Here is a 19,091-nt window from a genome sequence, read left to right on the forward strand (position 1 = left end):
TGATGATGGAGAGGTGTCGATGAGTAAGCACGCGGCGATCGAATCCGACGAGCTAGCCGCCGATCGGACCGGCCGGGCGGCCGAAGCGGTCGAGCGTCTGACCCGCTGGCGCGACGACTTCCCCACTCCCGGAGTCCGTTTCGCCGACCTCACACCCGTCTTCGCCGATGCCGAAGGCTTCCGCACCGTCGTCGACTGCCTCGCCTCCTGCGGCCCCGACGCCGACCTCGTCGCCGGCGTCGACGCCCGCGGCTTCCTCATCGGCGCCGCGGTGGCCGCCAGCCTCGGCACCGGCGTCCTCGCCGTCCGCAAGGCAGGCAAGCTGCCCCCGCCCGTCATCACCCGCGAATACCAGCTCGAATACGGCACCGCCGCCTTGGAGATCCCCGCCGACGGCGTCCCGCTCGCCGGCAAACGCATCCTCCTGCTCGACGACGTGCTCGCCACCGGCGGCACCCTGGCCGCCGCAGCCGACCTCTTCACCCAGGCCGGCGCCGAGGTGATCGCCGCCGCCGTAGTCCTCGAACTGACTTTCCTGGACGGCCGCGCACGCCAAGGGCACTACCCTGTGACCTCCATCGTCAAGGTCTGATGTTCCCGGGTCGCGGAGGACAGGCAGCTGCGGCTGAGGTCTCCTCTTTGCTCGACAGCTAGCTGTTATCGATCCGGGCTCGAGATACTCGGGCGCGCGAGCTGCCGAGGTTCAGGCCGCCGCCTGCGACTTCGACGGGAAAGCGGCTGCCGGCTAGGTTGCCTTGGTTTATGGCGCGGCACTCGCGATTCGGGCCTTGTTCAGCGACTGTGCCAGCGTTCGACGACTTGGACCATTTGTGTGCCGAGATAGTCGAGGTATTGGGCTATTTCGGTCAGGCGGGCGCCGGCGGGGGTGGTCGGTCCGAGGAGTTGGGCGCCGCGGTGGGCGGTTTCGACTTTTGCTTGGGCGGCGCGGGCGAGGTTGAGGGTGGTGCGGTGCCAGGTGTTGTTGTCGATGTAGTAGTGGTTGCGGCGGTGGGTGGTGCGGTCGCGGCGGATCAGGTCGCGTTCTTCCAGGGCGTTTACTGCGGTGGAGATCGAGGCGGGGCTGACCGCTAGTTGGTGGACCAGTTCGGCGGCGGTGAGGCTGCCGGAATCGGTGAGATGCAGGGCGGTCAGTACGCGGGCTTGCATTCGGGGCATGCCGTCGTAGACGAGCAAGTCGGTGAAGTGGGTGGCGAACTCGCTGAGGGCTTCATTGTCGGCGGGGAATCCGGCGGAGGTAGTCGGTGGGGTGGCGGCTTTGCTTCGGCGGGCGCGTGCGACGGTGGCGCGATGGGCTCGGTCTGCGCGATAACGGCCGGGACCGCCGTTGCGGGTTACCTCGCGGCTGATCGTAGAGGCGGGGCGGTCTAGTTGGCGGGCGATCTGCGTGTAGCCGAGTCCTTCGGCCAGTGCGGCGGCGATGCACTCGCGTTCGGGCAGGGTGAGTCGGCCTCCCGGCATCGTGCGGTTCTCCTTCGGTGTGCGTTCAGCTGCAGCTCATTGCATGCCGGGTTACTGGCGTGTGCGTTCGACGGCAAGGTCATTGCACGGATGAAACCGAATCTACCTGCGGCAAACGGGTATTGCCGCGCGAACTCTGTTGAGTGATCACTGAACGCAACCTAGCGTTCGGCCTCTACTGAAACTCGTGCGTCAGAAGGAACGTCATGACCGAGCCGCAGACCACCCTCTCGTCGCTGCCTGTCACCCGCCCCGCGGGCTGCCCTTTCGATCCGCCGGTCGAGTTCGCGCGGATCCGCGAACGAAATTCATTGACCCGCATGGTGTTTCCGGACGGCCACCACGGCTGGCTGGCGACCGGCCATGCCACGGTGCGCGCGATCCTGGCCGATCCGCGCTTCAGCGCACGCGCCGAACTCCTGCACTCCCCGCTGGTGGATCTCGGTCCGCTCCCGCCGGCTCCACCCGGAAATTTCCTCAACCTCGACGCACCCGAGCACACGCGTTATCGAAAGTTGTTGGCGGGCAAGTTCACTGTCCGGCGGATGCGGCTGCTCACCGAGCGAATAGCGCAGATCAGCACCTGGCACCTCGATGCGATCGAACGAGCCGGTGGTCCAGTGGATTTGGTGACCTCGTTCGCGTATCCGGTTCCGGCGCTGACGATCTGCGAACTACTCGGAGTGCCCGAAACCGATCGAGCCCGATTTCAGCGCCTGGTCGCCGATCTGGTCACCAAGTTCAACGATCCCGCGCTGGCACCGGACGAGCGTCTCGAACAGGGCCTCAGCACCTTCGAGGAAGCCCAGGAATACCTGCGCGACCTGGTCGTCGCCAAACGCGCCGCACCGACCGACGACCTGCTCAGCGATCTGACCGGCACCGATCTCACGGATCTCGAGCTCGCCGGTGTGGGCGTACTGCTGCTGATCGCCGGCTTCGACACCACCGCGAACATGCTGGCCCTCGGCGCTTTCGCGCTCCTGTCCCACCCAGAGCAGCTGGCCGCGTTGCGCGGCGACCCCGACCTCGCCGATCGGGCAATCGAGGAACTGCTGCGCTACCTGACCGTCGCCCACACCGCGACCCGTTCGGCTCTGGTGGATGTCGCACTGGCCGATCGGGTGATCAAAGCCGGTGAGACGGTAGCCCTTTCGCTCCAGGCCGCCGATCGCGACCCGACCGTATTCGACCAGCCCGACAGCCTCGACCTCCGGCGTAATGCGGTGGGGCACCTGGGTTTCGGCCACGGCCCGCATCAGTGCCTCGGTCAGCAGCTGGCCCGGGTCGAACTCCGCACGGCGCTAACCGCTTTGACGACACGGTTCCCGACCTTGCGTCTTGCGATACCGGCTGACGAGATCCGCACCCGCGCGAACACCCTCGGCGTCCACGGTGTGCCGAACCTTCCGGTCACCTGGTGACTAGATAACCGCCCTACCTGCGTCGATAGGTAGACCGAAGAGAAATCGAGTAGTCCGCTACGTATGACCGCTCCAGTTCCCGGCGGCACGCTTATCGAGTCATCCGCAAACGGAAACGAGGTGGAGTTAATGGACGGACAAGCGCTACGCCAGACCTGGGCCTGGACCACCGGCTCGGACAGCTTCTCGCACTCCGGGGAGCACCGATTCCCGCCGACGTCGACGCTGGCCGAAATGAATCTCGCCGACTTCTACGAGTTCGACGACAAGTCGCACGTGGACGCCGGATTCACCAAGGTCACCTTCATCGACGACGCCGGAGTACCGCGCACCGACACCTTCCCGGACATCGACACGGTCGACGCGACCCATGTCTTCGGCCGGAACAAGCTGACCGGCGCATCCTGGGAGATGCGGGTCTCCAACATCAGCGCGGCCGTGACCTTCAACTACTGCTTCTGGGGGCGCGTGTCATGAACGAAACCCAGTGGTCGAGCGCCGGATCGGCGCCCGCGGTCGAGTCGACGCTGGTGGTGGCGCTGTACGAGCCGAAGACCGGCCAGATCCGGCACCTGCATTCGGTCACCGTCTTCCGCGGCGCGCAACGCACCGACGAAGCCGAGGCCATCGAAGCGGCCAAGCAGAGTGCGGCGAAGTACCACGATGACGCGGCGCATCTCGCGGTGGCGACTTCCGACGATCCGCGCTATCTGTCGCCGCACAGAATAGATCCGTCCACCGGGCAGTTCGTCCCGCTGACCCATCCCGCGACCATGGCGGGCCGCCACCGGCGGTAGCGGTCAGGCGTCGGGCCGAGCGGAGCCCGGCCCGCGCTGGCGTTCGCCATCCGTGACGGTCGTCTTGGGCGGCACCCGGCGGGCCAAGGTCGGGTACACCAGGACCAGACCGTCCTCGTCGATGTGCAGATCGCTGGTGAAACTTCCTGAGGCGTAACGGATATCGGACCCGTCCTCGGCCAGGCTGAGATGGGTGTAGGTCTGCTTGGACGGGACCACCCGCAGCGTCGGCACCTCGACGAACGCCATCAGGAACTCGGCGGTCCCCGGATGCCGGTGCAGTCCGGTGCGAATGATGGGCATGGTGTTGGTCAGCGGCGAGCACGCGAGGTCGCAGTCCCGCGCGTCGGCGAGGTCCGAGCGCGGCTCCCCGTCGACCGTCCAGACGCCGTCCGCGCGCCGCAGATCCAGCTGACGGTGTTCGGTCGCGGTGACACAGGTGATCTGTAGTCGCTCGGTGACGGCGTCCGCATCGGTGTCGAGGGTGTAGGTCAGCCAATACGGTTCCGGGAGTTGACCGACCGCCCGGCCCTCACCGTGTAGCCGCAACCCGTCCAGGTCGATCCAGGCCGACTCGAATCCCGCGGTCTCCTGGACCTGCCAGAGGACCTGACGTCCGGTCAGTACTTCCGTCTTATCGATCATGCGACAGCATCGTATTGCCCGCGCGGCGTTTAGGTGTCACGAGTTTCCGCGCAGCCAGTCCATGGCGTCCGCGCACGCGCGCAGGACGGAGACGTGCCCGTCGTCCGGCCGACTCCACAACTGCGCCTTGGGAAGTCGTTGCCGCAGCCAGTCGGCGTGCGCGGGCGGGACGACGCGATCCTGTCCGCCCTGGACCAGTAGCACCGGTGCGGTGATGGCGCTCGGTTCGATGCCCCACGGACTGACGAACGCGACATCGTCATCGACCAGCCCGTCGCTGCCGGCTTCGCCGGCGCGCTGCGCATCCGCGCCGAGGCTTGCCCACTCTCCGGACAGCGCCTCGAAATCCGCGGAAGTGAAACTGTCCATGTCGAATTCGTCGGTCTCCGCGAACTTCGCTCTGGCCTCCGCCCCGTTCATCGCGGCTTTCAGCCCGCCGGGCGCCACCATGCCCGCGAACCAGTCGAACTCCTCGGTGAACGGCGCGATCCCGGCCAGACTGACTACCCCCGTGACCCGGTCAGGTAGTTCGGCAGCGCAGGCGAGCGCATGCGGCCCGCCGCCCGATGCGCCCATTACCGCGAATTGCTCGATACCCAGCGCATCGGCCATCTGCTCGACGTCGTGTGCCGCCGACGCGACATCTCGCCCGGGGAGTCGAGTGGAACCCCCATAACCAGGTCGGCCGTACGACAGCAGTCGGATTCCGCGTGCGTTCGCAGCCTCCAGCAGCGGGTCCAGTAGCACGCCCGTCTGCGGCGAACCATGATGCCACACAAGAACTCCCGCGCCACCGCCGTGCTCGCTGTCGTACGCGCGCACGATTCGCCCGTCATTCAACCGAATGTCCCGAGATGCGACCATGCGGACACGCTATCCCCACGCACCGACAAATTCTCCGGTCCGGATGCCTCCCGATAGCCACAAAGATCATCGCTTGACATGGAGTGCGCTCCAACTCCTAGCGTTGTCCGTAGCAAGTCCGAATCTCAGGAGGCACAACATGATCAACGTCCCCACCCGGCACCTCGGTGAGCTCGCGGTTTCCGCGCAGGGCCTGGGCTGCATGGGCATGAGTCACGGATACGGGGACGCGGACGACGCGCAGTCGATCGAGACGCTGCGGCACGCCCTCGACCTCGGCGTGAGTTTGCTGGACACCGCCGACTTCTACGGCGCCGGGCACAACGAGGAACTGCTCGGCAAGGCCATCGCCGGCCGCCGCGACGAAGTCGTCCTGGCCACGAAGTTCGGTTTCGCCAACAAACTGGGGGAGCCGACCCACATCCGTGGCGACGCCGCCTACGTGCACCAGGCCTGCGACGCGTCGCTGCGCCGCCTCGGCGTCGACCACATCGACCTCTACTACCAGCACCGGGTCGACCCGCAGGTGCCGATCGAGGAGACCGTCGGCGCGATGGCCGAACTGGTACAGGCCGGCAAGGTCCGCCACCTCGGCCTGTCCGAGGCCGGCGCGCAGACCATCCGCCGCGCGCACGCCGTGCACCCGATCGCCGCGTTGCAGAGCGAATGGTCGCTGTGGACCCGCGATCTGGAGGCCGAGATCGCCCCGGTCTGCCGCGAACTCGGCATCGGCATCGTCCCGTTCTCCCCGCTCGGCCGCGGTTTCCTGACCGGCAAATACAACTCCGTCGAGGGTCTGGCCGACAACGACGTCCGCCGCACCCAACCGCGTTTCGCCGACGGCAACCTCGAACGCAACCTGGCGATCGTCGCGAAGCTGAACGAACTGGCCGCGGCCAAGGGCGTCACCGCGGGCCAGCTCGCCCTCGCCTGGGTCCAGCACCGCGGCGACAACGTCGTGCCCATCCCCGGCACCCGCCGCAAGCAGTACCTCGAGGAAAACCTCGCGGCCCTGACCATCGACCTGTCCGCCGCCGACCTGGCCGCCATCGAGGCCGCCGCCCCGCGCGAACAGATCGCCGGCACCCGCTACGACGCCACCAGCCTCACCTTCACCAACGGCTGAACCGGACGTTTTCCGGAGCCTCGTCCCGATAGCGCGAATCGCGTTGGCAGCCGGGGATCGGACTGCAAGGATCTGCGCGTGAGTGTTGCGCCGCCGATGCGGCAGGTCAGAGCTGACTACGACACGGCGACCGTGGTTGTCTATCAGGCATATCCGGTGGAGATCGCCGAAGCGGCCGTTGCCGCAGGAACTTTCGTCGACCCGTTCAAACGGGACCGGATGACGTGGATCAAGCCTTCGTTTCTATGGATGATGTATCGCTGCGGGTGGGCGAGTAAACCGGGGCAGGAGCGGGTGCTCGCGGTGTCGATCACGCGCAGCGGATTCGAGTGGGCGCTGTGGCAGTCCTGCCTGAGTCACTATGTGCCGGAGATGTATTCGGATCGGCAGGTGTGGATGGACCGGTTGCGGGTGAGTCCGGTCCGGATCCAATGGGATCCGGAGCGCGACCTGCACCACCGGCCGCTGGCGCATCGGTCGCTACAGGTCGGGCTCGGCGGTCCGGCGGTAGGGCTCTACGTCGATCGATGGGTCACCGGCATCCGCGATGTGACCGCCGAGGCGCAGCGGATCGGGCGGTTGGTGGCGGAGGGGAAACTCGACGCCGCAGCCCGGGCGCTCCCGGTGGAGCGGCCCTATCCGCTGACCCCGGAGATCGCCGCGGTGATCGGGGCGGGGTAGCCCGGAAAGCGGTTGCGAGCTGGTGTGATCCAAATATCACTGGCGACCGCGGCGCAGGTGTGGTTAATCTAGACGGGTCTTGTTCCCGTTGATCGGAGCCCTAACGTTGATTTCATGAGGTAGCCACTCGGGCGGTCCGCTGTCGCGCACCGCGTTTTCTGAGCGACCTCTGGAGTCATCATGGCAAATCTGTCATTTTCCGATCTCACCTTCGCCTGGCCGGACGGCACACCTGTGTTCGACGGGCTCAACGGCGTCCTCGGCCCCGGGCATGTCGGCCTGGTCGGCAGCAATGGTGCGGGCAAATCCACGCTGCTGCGGCTGATCGCCCGCGAGCTCACCCCGGCCGTCGGTTCGATCACGGTCACCGGCCATCTCGGCTACCTGCGCCAAGACCTCGGTCTCGCCGCGGGCCAGCGGGTCGACGCCGTGCTCGGCATCGCCGACATCCGGAAAGCCTTGCACCGCATCGAATCCGGCGGCGCCGACGAGTCCGATTTCGAACTCGTCGGTCACCGCTGGGACGTCGAGGAGCGGGCCATCGCCCTGCTCGGCCGGCTCGGCCTGCACTACGTCGCCGACTCCGCCGAACAGCTGGATCGCCGACTGGAGACCCTCTCCGGCGGCGAGACCACGCTGCTCGGACTGGTCGCCGAATTGCTGGCCGAACCGGACATCCTGCTGCTGGACGAACCGACGAACAACCTGGATCGGCTTGCCCGCGAACGGCTTTACGACGTGGTCGCGCAATTCTCCGGCACCGTGCTCACGGTCAGCCACGACCGTGAGCTGCTGGAGCGGATGGGCGCCATCGCGGAGCTGCGCCAGGGCGAACTGCGCATGTTCGGCGGCAATTTCAGCGAGTACGAGCGGATCATCGAGGCCGAGCAGGCAGCGGCCAAGGCGGCCATCCGCGACGCGCGCAGCGATGTGCGCAAGCAGGCGCGCGAACTCGTCGAGACGCGGATCAAGCTGGACCGCAGGCAGCGCTACGGGCAGAAGATGTGGGACACCAAGCGGGAACCGAAAATCATTATGGCCGAACGCAAACGGCAGGCTCAGGTGGCCGCGGGCAAGCTGCGCAACAACCACATCGGCAAGCTGGAGACGGCCAAGGACCACCTCCAGCAGGCGCAGGAACTGTTGCGCGACGATCGGGAGATCCGGGTCGATCTGCCCGATACCCGGCTCTACCCCGGACAGGACGTCATCGACCTGGACGAGGTCGAGTTGGCCTGCGGGCCGACGGTTTCGCTGCGGATCAGCGGGCCGGAACGGATCGCCCTGACCGGGCGCAACGGCATCGGCAAAACGACGCTGCTGCAACGGATCTCGGCGGCCGGTCCGAAGGTGCCGTGGCGGATGCTGCCGCAACGCCTCGACATCTTCGACGAGCAGCGGTCGGTGTTCGAGAACGTGGCGTCGACGGCGCCGCACGCGTCACTGGAACAGATCCGAGCCCAGTTGGCCCGCTTCCTGTTTCGGGGCAGCGACGCCGACGTGGCGGTCGCGGCGCTGTCCGGTGGCGAACGGCTGCGGGCGGCACTGGCCATGCTGCTGCTGGCCGACCCGGCGCCGAAGTTGTTGCTGCTCGACGAGCCGACCAACAACCTCGACCTGCCGAGTCTCGAGCACCTCACGCAGGCGCTGGCCAGTTTCGAGGGGGCGTTGGTCGTGGTGAGCCACGACCCCCGCTTCCTCGACGACATCGGTCTCACTCGGCGGGTCGAGCTGACCGCAGACGGTCTGACCGAGACTTTGACGGGATAGGGCCTAATCGAGTTCGGCGACGAGCTTTTTCGGCGCGACCTTGCGGTAGGCGTCATGGATGATCTCGGCGAACTCGGTCCAGTCCGGATCGGCGTCCAAGCGGACGCCGATCCACCCGCTGTGGCCGACGTAGGGCGGGACGAAGAATCGTTCGGGTTCCGAGTCGACCAGTTCGGCCTGCACGCCCTCGGGCGCTGGGCACCACATGGTCGGTCCGGGTTCGTTGTATCCGCCGGGGATGTACTTGACGAACGAGGTCTTCGTGCGCACGAAGAAGGTCGGGCAGCCGTGGCTGAGCCGTTCGCTGCACTCCGGTAGATCCAGGCAGATCGCGCGGATCCGCGTCAACGGGTCCATGGGCGCAGTTTACGGCGCGGCGGCTCCACGCATCGCCCTTCGGAGCACGCCGGGGTGCCTGAGCAGGCCGGGAGCGAGCCAGACCGCGAGGGCGGTGAGGGTGAGCCACGGGCGCAAGTGGGGATTCAACCCGCGGATGCGGCCGTCTTCGGCGAGTTCGAGGACGAGGGCCTCGGTCAGGCGGAACGGTCCGACGTTGGCCTCGGCGAGCAGTACGCGTCGCCTGCCGTCGCCGATCTGTTCGGTCCAGCGCAGGTTGGCCAGTCCGCCGTATGCGGTGGTGAGAAGGATGCGCAGATCGTCCTTGCCGCGGAAGACCAATCGGCCGGACAGCGGGGAGACCAATGTGGCATCGGGGGTGAGGGTTTCCATCAACGCGTCGAAATCGGCGGCCGTGGTCGCCGCGCAGAACTTGGCTACCGAGTCGGTGGCCGTTTCTTCCGGATGCATGGCACCGAACCTAGCCGTAGTCCGTTGCAAAAAGCAATGGACTACGATGGGTGCGTGCCCAAAGCTGCTTTGTCCGACATCGTCTGCTCGATCGCGCGCACCCTCGACGCGGTCGGTGAGCGGTGGACGCCGCTCATCCTGCGGGATCTGTTCGTCGGGTTGACCCGGTTCGAGGACCTGCGGCGGGACCTCGGCATCGCCTCGAATGTGCTCACCGCCCGGCTGGCGGCATTGCAGGCGCATGGCATCGTGGAAACCCGTGTGTACCAGTCGAATCCGGTTCGGCACGAGTATCTGCTCACGGCCAAAGGGCGGGACCTGTATCCCGTTCTGACGATGATTGTCGCCTGGGGGGACAACTGGCTCGCCGGGCCCGAGGGGCCGCCCGCGTTGGTCGTGCACGAGGACTGTGGGAAGGTCACCGCCGGTGTGGTGGTGTGCCGGGAGTGCGGGTCCGCGCTGACCGCGGACAACGTGCGGTTTCATCAGGGGCCGGGTGGGCAGCGCGGCCCGGGGACGATGCTCGTCGGCGATCACATGGTGGCGCCGAGCTGAGGCTGGTCAGTTGACCGCGACGGGCTCGGCGCCGGTCGCCGCGACCAACTCCTGGAAGGTGGTCGGGAAGACCGTGTGCGGATGTCCGGCCGCGGCCCAGATCTCCGCCTGATCGGCCAGCGTTTCGTCGATCAACGTCCGGATCGGCGCGGGATGCCCGAGCGGGGCGACACCGCCGATGGCCTGGCCGGTGTGCGTGCGGACGAACTCGGCACTGGCGCGCGACAGCTCGGCGAGGCCGAGCTGCGCGGCGACCTTGCCCGTGTCCACCCGGTGCGCGCCGCTGGTGAGGACCAGCAGCGGCGCGCCCTCGGCGTCGAAGACGAGGCTGTTGGCGATCGCGGCCACCGGGCAGCCGAGTTGTTCGGCCGCGGCGATTGCCGTCGGGGCGGTCTCCGGGAGGACCCGGACCCGCGGGGTGACCCCGGCGGCGCGCAGGGCGGCTTCGACGGCGAGCACGGTCGGCCGCTGGGAGATGTCGTCCATGGCCGCGATCCTAAACCGCGGTCATCGGTGCGAGCCCGCGATTTTCCGGCCTAGCCTTCGTTGATCTCCAGCCGATCGAGATGCACGGGGAGCAGGGCGCGCAGCACCTCGCCCGGCGCCCCGATCTGGCCCGCGGTGAGAAGTCCGGAGTAGGTCCCGGACGTGATGTGCGCCAGCGCTTCTACCACGATCGGTGCGCTGACCGCGTAGATGTCGCGGCCGGCGACGACGGCGCGGCGCTCGGTGAAGCCGGATCGGATCACCACCTCGATCAGGAATTGCTGGGCCGAGCGGCCGAGTTCGTCGGCGGGTTGCGCGGCGAGGTCGTCGGTGGAGGCGAGGTCGGCCAGCGGGGCCGTGGTCATATAGGTATGCAGGGCAGCGGTTTTCACGTGGCGGGGGATGGTGACGCTGTCCGCGGTGGTGAAATCGCCTACGACAGTTTGTTTTCCGAACGGGGCCGGGAAGGTCCAGTCGGTGATCGGCGCCTCGTCGTCGCGCAGGGCGAGTTCGCCGTCGGTGTAGACGAGTCGCTTTCCGTTGCGGCGGCCGCGAGAGGCGCGGCCCGCCGCCCGGGTGCCCTCGGTGGGGATCCAGCTGTCGAGGGCGAAGGCGAGATGGATTTCGTCCGCCATCGCGAGGTCGGCCAGGGCGGCGGTAGCGAGGAGGTCGCCGAGACCGCCGTAGAAGGCGACGGCGGGCGCGATGATGATGCCCGCGTCTGCCGCTTGATCTTGGTATGTGGCAACGGTTTTCGCGACGACCTCGACCTCGGCGGAGACATCGAGGTAGTGGATGCGCGCGCGGAGTGCGGCTTCGACGAGCGGCGACACGGTGTCACCGAACGGTCCGGCCGCATTGATCACCGCGACGCTGTCCGCGACAGCGCGATCCAGGGCTTCGGGGTCATCGACCGCGGCCGGGCGGACCGTCGCTCCCGGATAGTCGGCGGCAACCTCGTGTAGCCGAGATGTGTTGCGGCCGGACAGAATCGGCGTCCAGCCGCGACGGGCCAGCTCGGCCACGATGAAGCGGCCGGTATGGCCGTAGGCGCCGTAAACGGTCACGGTCGGCGGCATGGGATTCTCCTCGACGTTCGATGATGTCGAGTCCAGCCAACGCCCGCGGCCCGCGCGGCATTCCCAGGTCAGCCCGCGGCGACGACCTCGATCTCGACCAGCCAGTCGTTGTCCAGGGTCTGCACCACGATCGCGGTGGTCGGCACGGCGCGCCCGCCCAGCGCCGCCACCCGGGCCGCGGCGTTCGCCTCGGCGTCGGAGGCGTCGCGCAGATAGCTGGTGAGCCGGACGATGTTGTCGACGGTCATATTCGCCGACGCGAGGATGGCTCGCAGGTTCGACCAGATCCGTTCGAGTTGTTCGGTCAGGGTCGCGGCCGGCTTGCCGTCCGGATCGAGACCCATTGTGCCCGAGACGAATAGCAGTCGTTCGGCGCCTCGGACCTCCATCGCGTGCACATAGTCGTCGGTGGCGGCGTAGACGCCTTCGGTCGGATTGCGCTGTAGGAGCTCCACCGCTCCGATCTTGCCAGGGAACGGGTTTTGCCGAGGGAGTTCCTTGACGGTCGGAGTTTTAGTCGCATACACTAAAACCAGTTCACGAGAGGAAGTGATCACATGGGATACGGAAATTGGGACGACACCGCCTACCGGGCGGCGAAGACCTTCCGGGCCAGCCGTGGCCTCGACGATTTCGGCTACACCGCCGAGCTGCAGGCGGTGCCGTACGAAGACTGGCAGGCGCACCCGACCCTCGATCCGCTGGGGGTTGACGTGCGCGAATGCCGAGATTCGGCCGACCACGGCAACTCGCTGCCCATCGCGGTGCTGTTCGACGTCACCGGTTCGATGGGGCGGGTGCCGCGGATCATGCAGCAGAAGCTGGGCAAGCTGCACGGGCTGTTGCAGCGCAAGGGATATGCGGACGATCCGCAGATCCTGTTCGGCGCCATCGGCGATGCCGACACCGACCGAGTTCCGTTGCAGGTCGGGCAGTTCGAGTCGGACAACCGGATGGACGAGCAGCTGCGCGCCATCCTGCTCGAAGGCGGCGGAGGCGGGCAGAAGTCCGAAAGTTATGAACTGGCTGCCTATTTCATGGCGACCCACATCGTCACCGACGCGTGGGAGAAGCGGAACAAGAAGGGCTACCTGTTCCTGATCGGCGACGAGCTGAACAAGCCGAAGCTCGCCTCGCGGCACATCCGCAGTGTCATCGGTGATCCGGTGCGCCGGGATGTTTCGGTGGAGTCGATCTACCGCGAGCTCGCCGAACGCTGGAACATCTACTACATCCTGCCGAACCAGTCGAGCTACTACGACGATCCGGAGATCGCCGATCACTGGCGCGATCTGCTGGGGCAGAGCTTTCTGAAGCTCGACGATCCGGCCGCTGTGTGCGAACTCATTGCGCTGACAGTCGGTTTGGCGGAGGGGCGGGTGGACGTGGATGCCGGGCTCGCGGATCTGCGCGATGTGGGGTCGGCGGCCGAGGCGAACTCCGTGGGGAAGGCGTTGGGGGTCAAGAGCCGGCGGATGCGGGCCCTGCCCAGTGGTCGCAGCTGACCATGCCGTTGCTGTCGGTCTCGGGCAAAGCTGCCGGGGAGGGCGGTTGAACCGGCGGCCTGCATCTGCGGGTGCGATAGCTGGAGTTGATTGAGATAGGAAGGAGCGCATCGTGTTTCGGTCGCACATCGTGGTAGTCGATCTCGGCTTCGGGGATGCCGGGAAGGGCGCGACGGTCGATTGGCTGTGCTCCGCGGACGCGGGGCTGGATGTCTCGGCCGTGGTGCGGTTCAACGGCGGTGCGCAGGCGGCGCACAACGTGATCGCCGACGGCCGGCATCACACCTTCGCGCAGTTCGGGTCGGGGACCTTTTCCGGTGTGCCGACGCTGCTTTCACGGCATGTGCTGGTCGAGCCGATCGCGCTGGCGGGGGAGGCTCGGCAGCTGGCCGTGCTCGGGGTGCCGGATCCGTTGGCGCTGTTGCACATCGACGGCAGGGCGTTGCTCACCACACCGATCCACATCGCCGCGAACCGTGCCCGCGAGGACGCGAGGGGTTCCTCGCGGCACGGTTCCTGTGGACGGGGGATCGGTGAGACGGCGTGGTACGCGCTGGAACACGATGCGCCGACCGTGGCGGATTGCCTGCGCCCCAAGGTTCTTCGGGACAAGCTCCAGGCGCTCGCCGCTCACTACGGTGCGCTGATCGCCCCGAGCGAGCACCGCTATGAGCCGATCGACGTCCTGATCGACATGTACCAGGAGTTCGCCGCCGCCGTCCGCATCGTCGGCGGCGAGCAGCTCGCCCGGTTCGCCCGGCGCGGTCGCCTGGTTTTCGAAGGTGCCCAAGGGGTTCTGCTCGACGAATGGCGCGGCTTCCATCCGCACACCACCTGGTCCACCGTGGAACCGCGCAACGCCCGCGCCATGCTCGCCGAAATCGGCACGGCCGGTTACGTTCTCGGCGTCACCCGCACCTACATGACCCGCCACGGCGCAGGCCCGCTACCCACCGAGGACCCCGACCTCACCTACCCGGAGCCACACAACACCACCGGCCGCTACCAAGGCGACTTCCGCCTCGGCCACCTGGACCCGATCCTCCTGCGCTACGCCATCGCCGCCGCCGGCGGCATCGACGGCCTGGCCCTGACCCACCTGGACACTCCCGGAACGCACTACGCGGCAACGGGATACGCCACCGACGAAGGCGTGATCGATCACCTGTCACCGGGCACTTGGCAGGACCTAGACCACCAGCAACGCCTCACCGACCTACTGACCACCGCCCGCCCGATCCTCACCGAAATGCCGGACGACGTGCCCCCATGGCTGGCACAAACACTCGACACACCAGTTGTCCTGACCTCGAACGGCCCCACCCGAACCCACCGCACACCGACCAGCACTGCCGCCGCCGTCGCGTGAGGCGTCTGTTGCTCCTGACCATCGCTGATGGGCAACCCATCGAGGGCACCGGTGCGCGACCGGACCGGCCGGGTGCGGCAGGATTGGTGCGCGTGGAGCAATCCGTTGTGTCGGTGGATGTGGTGGCGTTGCGGTTCTGGGGCGACGACGCCGGAGTGAGCGTGGGGATCGCGCCGCGCGCGATGGCGCCGTTCACCGGGCAGTTGGCGCTGCCGGGGGTGCTGCTCGGGCGCGGGGAGCGGCTGGTGGGGGCGGCGCGGCGGGCGGTGCATACGAAACTCGGGGTGCCGGAGGCGGCGATCGGTGCGGTGGGTCAGCTGGTGACCTTCGACGAACCCAATCGCGATCCGCGCGGACCGACGCTGTCGATCGCGATGTGGGCGGTGGTCGGCCCGCACGAAGGACCCGCGCACTGGGTCGGTTTCGACGAGGTCCCCGAGCTGGCGTTCGACCACAACCGCATCATCGATGCATCCCGCGGCCTGCTCACCGGACTGCTCTGGAAGGACCTCGCCTTCACCCAGGCCCTGCTCGGCGACGAATTCCCCGCCACCAGAGCAGTCGCAGCCACAACAACCCTCGCAGGCACCCGCCCCGACCCCGCCAACCTCAACCGCACCCTCGCCGCCCTCCCCGGCCTGACCCGCACCACCGAACGCCGCCGCGTCAAAGCCACCGGCAGACCCGCCGCAGTATGGGCTTTCGGCGCGGACGACTAGCCGAAAAGTACTGCGCGACAGCGTCATTTATCGAGGCCGCACCCGCAGCGTTATGGCACGGGTGCGGCCTAGGGCAGTGGGTCAGTGGGTGAGGAGGGATTGGACGGTGCCGAAGTCGAGGGCGGGTTCCAGGGACGTGTAGGTGCCGTGTTCGAGGAGTTCGGTGGTTGCGGTTTCGGCGAGTTTGTAGGCGGCTTGGGCTACCGCGGAGCCGACGCTTACTCGGCGGACGCCGGTTGCGGCGAGGTCGGCGACGGAAGGGGCGCCGGCGCCGGCCATCACGTTGATCGGCAGCGGGGACTTGCCGGCCAGGTCGGTGAGGGTGGGGAGGTCGAGGAGGCCGGGGACGAAGAGGCTGTCGGCGCCGGCCTCGGCGTAGGCGGCGGCTCGGGTGAGGACGTCGTCGAAGCGGTCTTCCGGTGCGCCGATGCCGAACAGGTAGACGTCGGTGCGGGCGTTGATCACCAGTTCGGGCAGGCCGGCCTCGTGTGCGGCGGTGCGGGCCGCGCGCAAGCGGTCGGCCTGGGCGGCGGTGTCGAACAGGGGGCCGCCCGGGACGGTGGAGTCTTCGAGGTTCACGCCGACGGCGCCGGCGGTGATCGCGGCGACGACGGTGGTGGCGACATCTTCCGGTGTGGCGCCGTAGCCGCCTTCGATGTCCGCCGTCACGGGCACATCGACGACGGCGGCGATCCGGCGGATGACGCCGATCGCGTCCTCCCTGGTGAGCTGCTCCCCGTCACCAGTGCCGAGCGACCAGGCAACGGCCGCGCTCGTCGTCGCGATCGCGGGTGCGCCCGCCGCCGCGATCACCGCCGCACTGACCGCGTCCCACGCGTTCGGCAACACGAAGATGCCTTGTTTGTGCAGTGCCCGGAAGGCGGCTGCCGCGGCGCGCTGGGTGTCGGTGATGGGCTGGCTGTCCTGTGCCACGGGGGCTCCTCGCGAGATTGTTCGATGACGGTAGTGATGAAGGTAACGTTGAAAACCTCGTCGGCCATCCCGATTTTCCGCCCGAATCCCGATGCGGGAGAACGCTATCGCTCAGGTAGACGTTCTGGAACACGATCGCGATCTCTTCGAGCAGCACCACTCAGCGTCGCGGCGCGTACATGATGATGGCGACTCCGACGAGGCATATCCCCGCGCCGAGATAGTCCCAGCGGTCGGGGTGGAACTTGTCGACGAGCATCCCCCAAGCGAGCGAGCCCGCGACGAACACGCCCCCGTAGGCCGCGAGGATGCGCCCGAAGTTCGGGTCCGGCTGGAAGGTGGCGACGAATCCGTACGCCCCGAGCGCCACGATGCCCGCCGCGATCCAGAGGATGCCGCGATGCTCTCGCCAGCCCTGCCACACCAGCCAGGCCCCACCGATCTCGGCGACGGCGGCCAGGGCAAACAGCAGCAGGGAGCGGGCGACGGTCATGCAGTGAAGGTACCGACCTGGTCCGGCCCTACAACCCTTCGCCGCGCGGTGTCGCGTCTGCCCGACCGGGCATGAGCGGACAGTGCGCTCAGGCCGACTGCACCGGAATGAGGTCGTAGACCGCATACGGCCGCCCGATCACCGGATACGAAACATTGCGCACCGGCACTCCACCTGCCGTACAACCGATTTCGGTCCCCCCATGCGCATGCCCGTGCACCGCGAGCGACGCACGCCCCGCATCCACAGCATCACCGAGCGCATGGCAACCGAGCCCGGGAAAGATCTTCGGCGGCTCGCCGATCAGCGTGTCGACGACGGGGGAGAAGTGCATCAACGCGACGCGGATCTCGGTCTCCAGGGTGTCCAAGGCCTGACGCAGCAGCAACGCATCGAGCGGCCCTCGCCGCATCCGCGCCCGATGCTCTTCGGTTCCTTCATCGGGAGTCCCCGGATAGCCAGGGAATCCACCACTACCGCCCATCACACCGGCGATCCCGAGCTGAATTCCGTTCAGCTCCAAGGTGATCGCGGTCCCTTCGAGCATGTGCACCCCGATACCGCTGAGCTGAGCCGAGATTCGGAACCCCAGCTTGTGATCATGATCGTGATTCCCGAGCACCGCGACGACCGGCACTGGCAGATCAGCGATTTCGGCGCAGAGCAGATCCGCCTCGGCCAACCTGCCGCCCTCGGTGAGATCCCCGGCCAGCAGCAGCACATCGGCATGCTCGTCCACCCGCAGCAGTTCGGGTCGAAACCGCCCCGCGACGGCATCGCGCATGTGCGTATCGGCGACGGCGGCGATCCGGATGCTCGGCTGCGCGGACTCGGCTGGCATGGCGTCAGCCAGCCACATCGGCGCCGGGGTGTCAACCGCAATCTGCCGTTCACCCGCCCGCCACCCCGCCGTGAGCTGCTGACATAGCTTCTGGCTATCGAGAGTTCAGCCCGCGTTCAGCGAGGCAACCGGCGATGGCTCGACCGATGAAACGTCCATGAACAGTGCCGTGGCGGGCTTCCACCGGCCCGCCCGGCCCCGCATGGTTCGGACTATGAGCGAGCGCGGCAAGCGAGCGAATCATCGGCATGGCGGGCGACGCGATGCGGGCGTCACCGGCCGTTCGGACGCAGCGCGATCGAGGACGAGCAGGCTCCGGTTCTTCTCGAAAGCGCTTGCCGTCATAGCTGTTACCGTCCTGCCCATGACCGTTGCGGCAGGCGGCGCGCAGGCCGACACCCGCGTCGACAAGGTGGTCCTGATCGGCCTCGACGGCCTGATGTACGACAAGGTCCTCCAGGTCAAGGCGCCGAACCTGATGCGGCTCGGCGCCGAGGGCATGCTCAGCCGCTCCTCGATCGCCCCGCACATCACCATCTCCGGCCCGTCCTGGGCGACCGTGCTGACCGGCGTCTGGGACCGCAAGCACGGCATCAAGGACAACAATTTCACCGCCGCCCCGTTCGCGAAGTACCCGACGGTCTTCACCCAGATCGAGCGCGCCGACCCGGCCCGCAAGACCCACTCCATCGCCACCTGGGATCAGATCGCCACCATGTCCGGCAGCGGCGATCCCCGCGCCGACGTGGTCGTCTCCACCCCGCCGGTCCCCGACGACCCGGACGAGGCCAAGACCGACGCGGCCACCGCCACCGCCGTGGTCGCCGCGATCGGCAAGTTCGCCCCCGACTTCCTCTTCACCCACCTCGACCAGGTCGATCACGCGGGTCACAGCGACGGCGCGGCCTCCGACGAGTACCTCGACGCGGTCCGCCGCATCGACGAACAGGTCGGCCGCATCACCGCCGCCGTCGACGCCCGGGCCAAGGCCAACCCGGCCGAACGCTGGACCATCCTGGTCACCGCCGACCACGGCCACCGGCCCAAGGGCGGCCACGGCGGCCAATCCCCGGACGAGACAACCAATTTCGTCATCGCCCGCGGACCCGACTTCAGCGCGGGCGATACCACCTCCCGCTACACCCTGGTCGACATCACCCCGACCATCGTCGATCTGCTGCACGTCCCGGCCAGTCCGGACTTCGACGGCCAATCGATGATCAACCGGGAGCCGGCCTCGCCTTCCACCATCCGCTAGATCACCACAACGCCCCCACATCGACGCCTGATCTGTCAGGCTTTCCCCTACGCCTCGGAAAGCCCCAGCGAACCCAGCGCCATCCCGGCCGCAGAACCCGCAGGACGCCCGCCGCAACCGCGCGCCGGACGCCGGCGCGCGGCCGGGACTAAAGTTGGTGGTCTGGGCGGTTGCAGCGGTCGGATAGGGTGGTTCGATCGAGGCACGCGGCGCGAACGACAGGCCCGGAGGCGGTTGCCTGCGTATCCACGGAGGGACCG

Annotated in this window: 23 protein-coding genes; 12 read left to right on the top strand and 11 right to left on the bottom strand. The window is 67.7% G+C overall.

All coding sequences use genetic code 11. The features are described 5' to 3' along the window. Window positions 1-19: 19 nt before the first annotated feature. Window positions 20-592 (top strand): adenine phosphoribosyltransferase, encoded by a 573-nt coding sequence (locus F3087_RS33310; RefSeq protein ID WP_150406089.1) that lies wholly within the window; start codon window positions 20-22, stop codon window positions 590-592. A gap of 200 nt (window positions 593-792) precedes the next feature. Here the strand turns inward: F3087_RS33310 and F3087_RS33315 are convergent, their stop codons facing one another. Next, window positions 793-1,479 (bottom strand): GbsR/MarR family transcriptional regulator, encoded by a 687-nt coding sequence (locus F3087_RS33315; RefSeq protein ID WP_150406090.1) that lies wholly within the window; start codon window positions 1,477-1,479, stop codon window positions 793-795. Between the two features lie 206 nt (window positions 1,480-1,685). Between F3087_RS33315 and F3087_RS33320 the strand changes: the two genes are divergently transcribed. The 3 genes from F3087_RS33320 (at window position 1,686) to F3087_RS33330 (ending at window position 3,700) form a co-directional block, all read left to right on the top strand. Further along, window positions 1,686-2,903: a cytochrome P450 gene (locus F3087_RS33320; RefSeq protein ID WP_150406091.1), complete on the top strand. Its 1,218-nt coding sequence runs from the start codon at window positions 1,686-1,688 to the stop codon at window positions 2,901-2,903. Window positions 2,904-3,032: 129 nt separating this feature from the next. Then, entirely contained in the window at window positions 3,033-3,380 is a 348-nt protein-coding gene (locus F3087_RS33325) for a hypothetical protein (protein ID WP_150406092.1), read from the top strand. Beyond that, window positions 3,377-3,700, top strand: coding sequence for a hypothetical protein (locus F3087_RS33330; RefSeq protein WP_150406093.1), 324 nt, complete (start codon window positions 3,377-3,379; stop codon window positions 3,698-3,700). Before F3087_RS33325 ends, F3087_RS33330 begins: the two co-directional genes overlap by 4 nt. Window positions 3,701-3,703: 3 nt before the next feature. Here F3087_RS33330 and F3087_RS33335 read toward each other — a convergent pair whose 3' ends face one another. Both F3087_RS33335 and F3087_RS33340 read right to left on the bottom strand, forming a co-directional pair. Next, window positions 3,704-4,345 (bottom strand): putative glycolipid-binding domain-containing protein, encoded by a 642-nt coding sequence (locus F3087_RS33335; RefSeq protein ID WP_150406094.1) that lies wholly within the window; start codon window positions 4,343-4,345, stop codon window positions 3,704-3,706. 36 nt (window positions 4,346-4,381) lie between these two features. After that, window positions 4,382-5,209, bottom strand: a complete 828-nt coding sequence (locus F3087_RS33340) for an alpha/beta fold hydrolase (protein WP_150406095.1) — start codon at window positions 5,207-5,209, stop codon at window positions 4,382-4,384. Window positions 5,210-5,348: 139 nt separating this feature from the next. On the opposite strand from F3087_RS33340, the gene F3087_RS33345 reads away from it, so the two are divergent. From F3087_RS33345 to F3087_RS33355, 3 genes are all read left to right on the top strand, one after another. Further along, window positions 5,349-6,335, top strand: coding sequence for an aldo/keto reductase (locus F3087_RS33345; RefSeq protein ID WP_150406096.1), 987 nt, complete (start codon window positions 5,349-5,351; stop codon window positions 6,333-6,335). A 78-nt stretch (window positions 6,336-6,413) separates the two neighbouring features. After that, window positions 6,414-7,016, top strand: a complete 603-nt coding sequence (locus tag F3087_RS33350) for a DUF4291 domain-containing protein (RefSeq protein WP_223885536.1) — start codon at window positions 6,414-6,416, stop codon at window positions 7,014-7,016. A 180-nt stretch (window positions 7,017-7,196) separates the two neighbouring features. Then, window positions 7,197-8,786 carry an ABC-F family ATP-binding cassette domain-containing protein gene (locus F3087_RS33355; RefSeq protein WP_150406097.1) on the top strand — a complete coding sequence of 530 codons (1,590 nt, stop codon included), beginning with the start codon at window positions 7,197-7,199 and terminating at the stop codon, window positions 8,784-8,786. A gap of 3 nt (window positions 8,787-8,789) precedes the next feature. Here F3087_RS33355 and F3087_RS33360 read toward each other — a convergent pair whose 3' ends face one another. Together F3087_RS33360 and F3087_RS33365 are read right to left on the bottom strand one after the other, a co-directional pair. After that, window positions 8,790-9,143 (bottom strand): MmcQ/YjbR family DNA-binding protein, encoded by a 354-nt coding sequence (locus F3087_RS33360; RefSeq protein ID WP_150406098.1) that lies wholly within the window; start codon window positions 9,141-9,143, stop codon window positions 8,790-8,792. Between the two features lie 9 nt (window positions 9,144-9,152). After that, the gene (locus F3087_RS33365) at window positions 9,153-9,593 is read right to left on the bottom strand and encodes a nuclear transport factor 2 family protein (RefSeq protein ID WP_150406099.1); all 441 of its coding nucleotides are present in this window, start codon (window positions 9,591-9,593) and stop codon (window positions 9,153-9,155) included. A gap of 54 nt (window positions 9,594-9,647) precedes the next feature. Here F3087_RS33365 and F3087_RS33370 point away from each other — a divergent pair, with 54 nt between their 5' ends. Further along, entirely contained in the window at window positions 9,648-10,148 is a 501-nt protein-coding gene (locus F3087_RS33370; RefSeq protein WP_223885537.1) for a winged helix-turn-helix transcriptional regulator, read from the top strand. Window positions 10,149-10,154: 6 nt separating this feature from the next. Here the strand turns inward: F3087_RS33370 and F3087_RS33375 are convergent, their stop codons facing one another. The 3 genes from F3087_RS33375 to F3087_RS33385 form a co-directional block, all read right to left on the bottom strand. Beyond that, window positions 10,155-10,634 carry a YbaK/EbsC family protein gene (locus F3087_RS33375; protein WP_150406100.1) on the bottom strand — a complete coding sequence of 160 codons (480 nt, stop codon included), beginning with the start codon at window positions 10,632-10,634 and terminating at the stop codon, window positions 10,155-10,157. 50 nt (window positions 10,635-10,684) lie between these two features. Further along, window positions 10,685-11,713, bottom strand: coding sequence for a saccharopine dehydrogenase NADP-binding domain-containing protein (locus F3087_RS33380; RefSeq protein WP_150406101.1), 1,029 nt, complete (start codon window positions 11,711-11,713; stop codon window positions 10,685-10,687). 68 nt (window positions 11,714-11,781) lie between these two features. Next, window positions 11,782-12,168, bottom strand: a complete 387-nt coding sequence (locus F3087_RS33385; protein WP_150406102.1) for a RidA family protein — start codon at window positions 12,166-12,168, stop codon at window positions 11,782-11,784. Window positions 12,169-12,270: 102 nt separating this feature from the next. Here F3087_RS33385 and F3087_RS33390 point away from each other — a divergent pair, with 102 nt between their 5' ends. From F3087_RS33390 to F3087_RS33400, 3 genes are all read left to right on the top strand, one after another. Next, the gene (locus tag F3087_RS33390; protein ID WP_150406103.1) at window positions 12,271-13,218 is read left to right on the top strand and encodes a hypothetical protein; all 948 of its coding nucleotides are present in this window, start codon (window positions 12,271-12,273) and stop codon (window positions 13,216-13,218) included. Between the two features lie 112 nt (window positions 13,219-13,330). Continuing rightward, window positions 13,331-14,587 carry an adenylosuccinate synthetase gene (locus F3087_RS33395; RefSeq protein ID WP_150406104.1) on the top strand — a complete coding sequence of 419 codons (1,257 nt, stop codon included), beginning with the start codon at window positions 13,331-13,333 and terminating at the stop codon, window positions 14,585-14,587. 92 nt (window positions 14,588-14,679) lie between these two features. Further along, complete coding sequence (locus F3087_RS33400; protein ID WP_150406105.1) at window positions 14,680-15,306, top strand: NUDIX hydrolase; 627 nt, start codon at window positions 14,680-14,682, stop codon at window positions 15,304-15,306. An 81-nt stretch (window positions 15,307-15,387) separates the two neighbouring features. Here F3087_RS33400 and F3087_RS33405 read toward each other — a convergent pair whose 3' ends face one another. From F3087_RS33405 to F3087_RS33415, 3 genes are all read right to left on the bottom strand, one after another. Continuing rightward, the gene (locus F3087_RS33405; protein ID WP_223885538.1) at window positions 15,388-16,239 is read right to left on the bottom strand and encodes an isocitrate lyase/PEP mutase family protein; all 852 of its coding nucleotides are present in this window, start codon (window positions 16,237-16,239) and stop codon (window positions 15,388-15,390) included. A gap of 160 nt (window positions 16,240-16,399) precedes the next feature. Continuing rightward, window positions 16,400-16,732 carry a YnfA family protein gene (locus F3087_RS33410; protein WP_150406106.1) on the bottom strand — a complete coding sequence of 111 codons (333 nt, stop codon included), beginning with the start codon at window positions 16,730-16,732 and terminating at the stop codon, window positions 16,400-16,402. Window positions 16,733-16,820: 88 nt separating this feature from the next. Next, window positions 16,821-17,573 (bottom strand): metallophosphoesterase family protein, encoded by a 753-nt coding sequence (locus tag F3087_RS33415; RefSeq protein ID WP_223885539.1) that lies wholly within the window; start codon window positions 17,571-17,573, stop codon window positions 16,821-16,823. A gap of 364 nt (window positions 17,574-17,937) precedes the next feature. Between F3087_RS33415 and F3087_RS33420 the strand changes: the two genes are divergently transcribed. Then, window positions 17,938-18,831: an alkaline phosphatase family protein gene (locus F3087_RS33420; protein ID WP_150406108.1), complete on the top strand. Its 894-nt coding sequence runs from the start codon at window positions 17,938-17,940 to the stop codon at window positions 18,829-18,831. Window positions 18,832-19,091: the final 260 nt, after the last annotated feature.

This window comes from Nocardia colli (genome assembly GCF_008704205.1).
Classification (GTDB): domain Bacteria; phylum Actinomycetota; class Actinomycetes; order Mycobacteriales; family Mycobacteriaceae; genus Nocardia; species Nocardia colli.